Origin of the sequence: Desulfocurvus sp. (assembly GCF_023230885.1) — a bacterium.
Lineage (GTDB): Bacteria > Desulfobacterota > Desulfovibrionia > Desulfovibrionales > Desulfovibrionaceae > Desulfocurvus.
The window spans coordinates 1-5,363 of the sequence record NZ_JALNWM010000219.1 but is presented as its reverse complement, the minus strand read 5'-3'; the positions used below and the strand labels follow the sequence as shown (position 1 = coordinate 5,363).

Annotated in this window: 5 protein-coding genes; 3 read left to right on the top strand and 2 right to left on the bottom strand. The window is 70.2% G+C overall.

The annotated features are described in order from the left end of the window. Together M0P34_RS13380 and M0P34_RS13375 are read left to right on the top strand one after the other, a co-directional pair. On the top strand, positions 1-534 hold a 534-nt coding region (locus M0P34_RS13380; RefSeq protein ID WP_291499970.1), incomplete at its 5' end, for a sulfite exporter TauE/SafE family protein. A 29-nt stretch (positions 535-563) separates the two neighbouring features. Continuing rightward, a complete protein-coding gene (locus tag M0P34_RS13375; protein ID WP_291499969.1) occupies positions 564-860 on the top strand; it encodes a hypothetical protein in 297 nt (98 codons plus the stop codon). On the opposite strand, the gene M0P34_RS13370 is transcribed toward M0P34_RS13375, so the two are convergent. Further along, positions 838-2,661: an SLC13 family permease gene (locus tag M0P34_RS13370; RefSeq protein WP_291499967.1), complete on the bottom strand. Its 1,824-nt coding sequence runs from the start codon at positions 2,659-2,661 to the stop codon at positions 838-840. The genes M0P34_RS13375 and M0P34_RS13370 overlap by 23 nt on opposite strands. 249 nt (positions 2,662-2,910) lie before the next feature. On the opposite strand from M0P34_RS13370, the gene M0P34_RS13365 reads away from it, so the two are divergent. After that, positions 2,911-3,078 (top strand): hypothetical protein, encoded by a 168-nt coding sequence (locus M0P34_RS13365; protein WP_291499965.1) that lies wholly within the window; start codon positions 2,911-2,913, stop codon positions 3,076-3,078. A 118-nt stretch (positions 3,079-3,196) separates the two neighbouring features. Here M0P34_RS13365 and M0P34_RS13360 read toward each other — a convergent pair whose 3' ends face one another. Then, on the bottom strand, positions 3,197-5,155 hold the full coding sequence (locus tag M0P34_RS13360) for a sigma 54-interacting transcriptional regulator (protein WP_291499963.1): 1,959 nt from the start codon (positions 5,153-5,155) through the stop codon (positions 3,197-3,199). Between the last annotated feature and the right edge of the window lie 208 nt (positions 5,156-5,363).

Here is a 5,363-nt window from a genome sequence, read left to right as displayed (position 1 = left end):
GACCTGCTGGCCACGCGGGGCGCGGCCGGGGGCGGCCGCCTCACGCGGCCGCGCGGCGCCGGGGCCGGGGGCCCCGCCCCTGCCGTGGTCGTGCACGGGCTGAGCGCGCGCCGCCTGGCCTACTCCTTCCAGGGCCAGGACCACGACGTGTCCTGCGCGGGCATCTTCGCCCTGAGCCTGGTGGTGGGCGTGGTGGGCGGCGCCTACGGAATCGGCGGCGGATCGATCATCGCCCCGTTCCTGGTGACGTTCTTCCGCCTGCCGGTGCATACCGTGGCCGGAGCCGCGCTCATGGGCACCTTCGTGACCTCCGTGGCCGGGGTGGGCTTCTACCAGGCCCTGGCGCCCCTCTACCCGCACCTGTCCGTGGCGCCGGACTGGGGCCTGGGCCTGCTCTTCGGCATCGGCGGCACCGCCGGGATGTACCTGGGCGCCCGCTGCCAGAAGCATGTGCCCGCCCGGGCCATCAAGGCCATGCTCGCGGGGGTCATCGTCTTCACGGCCCTGAAGTACGCTGCGGAGTTCTTCCGCTAGTGGCCGGGCGCCGCGCGCCGGGAGGAATCATGTGCATCGGCAGGGCAGGGCCTCCCGCCCCGGCGCAAGGGCCGGAAGGCGACGAGGCCCCGAGGACGCGCGCCGCGCTGGAGAAGGCCGACCGCTGCCGCTCCTGCCCCCAGGCGCTGCTGCTGGACGACGCCGGGCCGGGCTGCCGCTGCACCCGGGCCCTGGCGGGCGCCGTCCTGACCCTGCTGCGCACCCCGGCGCCCGGCCCCCGCGAAATCGTCATGGCCCCGGACGGCGCCCCCCGCCCGGGGAGCCACCCCTGCGGCCGCAGCCCTAATAGAACACCGAAACCATGACCGTCAGCACCGCCAGGAAGAGCAGCGACACGGGCAGTCCCGCGCGCACATAGTCCAGGCTGCGGTAGCCGCCGGGGCCCATGTACAGGGCGTTGACCTGGTGGGTGGGCAGCAGGAAGGAGTTGGACGCCGCCAGGGCCACCACCAGGGCGGACAGGCGCGGGTCCGCGCCCACGGCGGTGGCCATGTCCACCGCCAGGGGCACCAGCAGCACCGTGGCCCCCACGTTGGACACCACCAGGGTCATGGCCGTGGACAACGCCCCGAGCACGAACAGGAACACCCACGGCGCGGGCTGGCCCACCAGGGCCATGATATGCCCGGCCATCCACGAGGCCGCCCCGGTGCGCTCCATGGCCACGCCCAGGGGGATGAGCCCGGCCAGCAGAAACACCGTGCGCCAGTCCACCCCCCGGTAGGCCTCGTCGATGGTCAGCACGCGGCCAAGGACCATGGCCAGCGCCCCGGTCATCAGGCACACCGACAGGGCCAGGTCCGTGGCCAGCACAAGCCCTGTGGACAGCAGGAACGCGCCAACGGCCACCCCGGCCTTTTCGGGGTGCAGCACCTCGTGGTCCAGGGACTGCACGAACAGGATCTCGCGCCGGGGGCGCATGGCGTGGAAGCTCTCCCAGCGCCCGTGCATCAGGATGGAGTCGCCCGCGTGGACGACCATGTCCCAGAAGTCGCAGTAGCGGGTCTTGTTGTCGCGCGTCACGGCCAGGGGCGACATGAGATGGTTGTGGCGGAAGCGGATGTCGGCCACGGTCATGCCGATGAAGCGCGAATGGGGCGGCACCAGGGCTTCAACCACTCCCGACTCCTCGTCGGACATGGCCTGGGCGAACACGTCCAGCCCGGCCTTGACGACGAAACCATGCTCGCGGACCAGCCCGGCCACGCGCGCGGGGCTGCCGATGGCCGCCAGCACCGCGCCGGGGGCGATGCGCATGGCCCGGTCGGGCGGCAGGAGCACGTCGCGCCCGCCCTTCTGCGACAGGGCCACCACCTGGATGCAGTAGGTGTCGATGAGGTCCTGGACATGCAGCTCCCCGGCCAGATCGGCGGGGGCGCGCAGCTCGTGCATGCAGCCCAGGTCGCAGTACCAGGCCATGAGGTCCTCGCCCTGCTCCCCGGTCGGCTCCCCGGCGGGCAGGAGCCGCTGCCCGCCGAAGACGAAAAAGGCGATGCCCGCCACCACCAGGGCCAGGCCAACGGGGGTCACGCTGAACAGCCCGAAAGGCGCCAGGCCGAAAGGCTGGATCAGGTCGTTCAGCATGATCAGCGGGCTTGAGCCCACCAGGGTCACCGTGCCGCCCAGGATGGCCGAGAAGCCAACGGGCATGAGCAGCCGCGACACGGGCACCCCGGAATGGCGCGACAGGCGGCGGATGGCCGGCAGGAACAACGCCGCCGCGCCCACGTTCTGCATGAAGCTCGACACCACGGCCACCGTCCCGGACACAAGGACGGTGATCCGGCCCCGGCTGCGCCCGGCCAGGCGCATCAGCGGGCGCATGAGCTGGCTTATGACCCCCGTGTGGTCAAGCCCCCGGCCCATGATGATCACGGCGATGATGGAGATGACCGCGTTGCTGGCCAGCCCCCGGAAGGCATCCACCCCGTCGACGATGCCCAGAAGCGGCAGGGCGACCATGACCAGGATGGCCACCACGTCCACGCGCAGCCATTCGGTGAGGAAAAGGATCACCGTCGCGGCCACCAGCCCGAGGACGATGGCCATTTCCAGGGTCATGGGAACCAGGGTCGCCGAGGCGAGAACTGTCTGCGCGGTCTGCATGGACGCGGCTCCTGGGCAAAGGGGAAACGGGACACCGCCTTCCAGCATAGCAGAACGACGGGGCCGGGTGCAACGGGGCCGGGGCCGGGCGCTGCGGAGCCAGGGCCGGGGCCGGGCGCTGCGGGGCCGGGGCCGGGGTCAGCGCAACGAGGCGGAACAGGGCGCAGCGGGGCCGGTCGCGCCGCCCCCGGGCGGGCATGGAAGTTGCTTGCGCCCGGGCGCACTGCACATTCTTCCCGGAGACTCCCCATGCGCCTGATCCTCACGTTCCTGCTGCTCTCCGTGCTGGCCGCCTACTCCATCGAAACCTGGAACCGCCCCCGGGCGCGCGCCGCCGCACCGCAATGGTCCGGGCGGGTCTACGAGCGGCTGGAAAGCCGCAACACCCCCCTGTACTACCCCTGGGAGGAACGCTAGCCAGATACCGTCGCAACGGGGGTGAGCCCCCCAAGGAAACACCGGGGCAGACCGTCGCAACAGCCGGGCGCGGGGGGCAGGCCCCCCGTGCCGCCGCCATCGTCGCGCGCACCGCCCTTCAGAGCCCCCCGCGGTCGGCGTCGCACGCACCCTCGCCCCCCCGCAGCTTCCTCCACAGCGAATTGACACTTATCCCCAGCATCCTTGCAGCCTTGGCCTTGTTGTCGCCAGCCATCACCAGGGCTTCGTCAATGATATCCCTCTCATGCTTCCGGAGACGCTGCTTCAGGCCTCCCCGCTCGCCGCCGTCGGCAAGGCAGGGCGCGGAAGATGCCTGGAGCGTTTCGGCCGACAGGTCCTCCATTATCTCAAGGAGCAGCTTCTGGCCGTCGGGATTCGACGCCCTGGCCAATGCAAGATAGCGCTGCACCAGCGAATCCAGCTCACGGATGTTCCCCGGCCACGGGTGCGCAGCCATGCGCGAAAGGACCGGCTGTGACAGCGGCAGGGGGGAAATGCATCGGGTCGTGTCGTAGCGTTTCAGCAGCGATTCCATGAGAAACGCAATGTCCTCGATCCGTTCACGCAGGGGAACCGTCTTGAGCTTGAGCGTCGCAATGCGGAAGTAGAGATCGGAACGAAAGTCGCCGAGCCTGGCCGCCTGGGCGAGATCCTTGTACGACGAGGCGATGATCCTCACGTCGACGGCCACGATCCTGTCGCCGCCGACGCGCATGACCTCTTTCTCCTCGATGGCGCGCAACAGTCGCACCTGGAGCGTCGGGCTCACGTCGGCCAGCTCGTCGAGAAACAACGTCCCGCCGGACGCCAGCTCGAAAAGCCCCTGCTTGCCGCCGCGCTTCGCGCCGGTGAAGGCGCCCTCCTCATAGCCGAAGAGCTCGCTTTCCAGCAGGGACTCGGGCAGGGCCGAACAGTTCACGGCCACGAAAGGCCCCCCGCTTCTGCGGCTGGCCCGGTGGATGCCCTGGGCCAGGATTTCCTTGCCCGTGCCGGTCTCGCCCTGGATGAGGACGGAAGCCTCGGTGGCGGCGTATTGCCCGGCCTTCTCGCACAGCCTGGCCACGGAGCGGCACTCCCCTCTGTAGTCGTCCAGGCTGTAGCGGGCCACGAAGCCCTTGGCGTAGAGCTTCTCCTTCAGCCGCCGGTCGAGGTCCTGGATGCGCGAGACGCGGGTAAAGGTCGCCACCACGGCCCGCGTGCCCTCCGACACGTTGACCGGCATGGAGTTCACGATCATGTCCACGCCGCCGACGCGCCGGAACTGATCGACCTCCGCCTCGCCGCTTTCCAGCACATTGCCCAACCCGGCACCCTGAACGGCCTGGGGCATGGGCTTGTGCAGGACGGCTTCGGCGTCCAGGCGCAAGATGTCGGCGGCCACGGGGTTGATGAGGTCGACCCGGCCCTCGGAGTCGACGCCCACCACACCCTCCTTGACGGAATGCAGGATGACCCGGAGGCGTTCCGCCTCCTGTCTGGCGCGGCGCTGGGACGCGGCGATGACGCGGGCCTCTTCCAGCGCCTGCTGGATGACCCGGTCCCCGGGCACGACCACAAAGCCCTCCGCGCCCACGGTCTCGGCGATGGTCTTGCATATCCCTCCCCCGACGATGCAGCGGTAGCCGTCCTGGACCGCCTGGGTGATGGCGGCCACCAGTTCGGGGGTGGTGCGAAACTCCAGCAGACGCATATCCACGTCCAGAATCCTGGCCATGATGTCCATGCCCGTCGTGGAGCCGCCAAAGCTGGTCAGGCCGATCCGCCGGGAACGTTCCCTGGCGCGCAGGAGCGCCCGGATAACGTCCAGGTCCCTGCGGGCGATGGTCACCACCGGCAGTTTGAGCTTGTCCCGCAGCAGGCGGCCGGTGGCCCCGCCGCCCAGGACGACCTCCACCCCCGCCGCCAGGCAGTCCTTGGCCACGGGCAGGGCGTCCTCCATGCTGGCCAGGCGGATTTCGATGTGCTCCCGTGAGGGGTCCTCGAAGGCCTTGACCGTATTCGCGATCTGGGCGGAGTTGGAAACGAAGGCGAAACGGAAAGGGTTGTCTGCGGGCATGGTTGCGATCCTCCCACCCGGACAGGTGACCCGGGTTTCACGACACTAGCCGCGCTGATCCCGGCTGGCAAGAATGCCCGGGGGCAGGGCGCTCCGGCAGGAAGCGCCCTTGCGCCCGGGCCCCGGCCTAGCCCAGGGCGGCCAAGGACCGCACGAGGATGAACCCGCCGACGACCATGCAGACCACCGCGACAATGGCCCGCAGCCG

Excerpts from the sequence above, each read along its gene's own strand:
- M0P34_RS13365 (WP_291499965.1), top strand. The coding sequence starts at position 2,911 with ATGCGCCTGATCCTCACGTTCCTGCTGCTCTCCGTGCTGGCCGCCTAC.
- M0P34_RS13370 (WP_291499967.1), bottom strand. The coding sequence starts at position 2,661 with ATGCAGACCGCGCAGACAGTTCTCGCCTCGGCGACCCTGGTTCCCATG.
- M0P34_RS13360 (WP_291499963.1), bottom strand. The coding sequence starts at position 5,155 with ATGCCCGCAGACAACCCTTTCCGTTTCGCCTTCGTTTCCAACTCCGCC.
- M0P34_RS13375 (WP_291499969.1), top strand. The coding sequence starts at position 564 with ATGTGCATCGGCAGGGCAGGGCCTCCCGCCCCGGCGCAAGGGCCGGAA.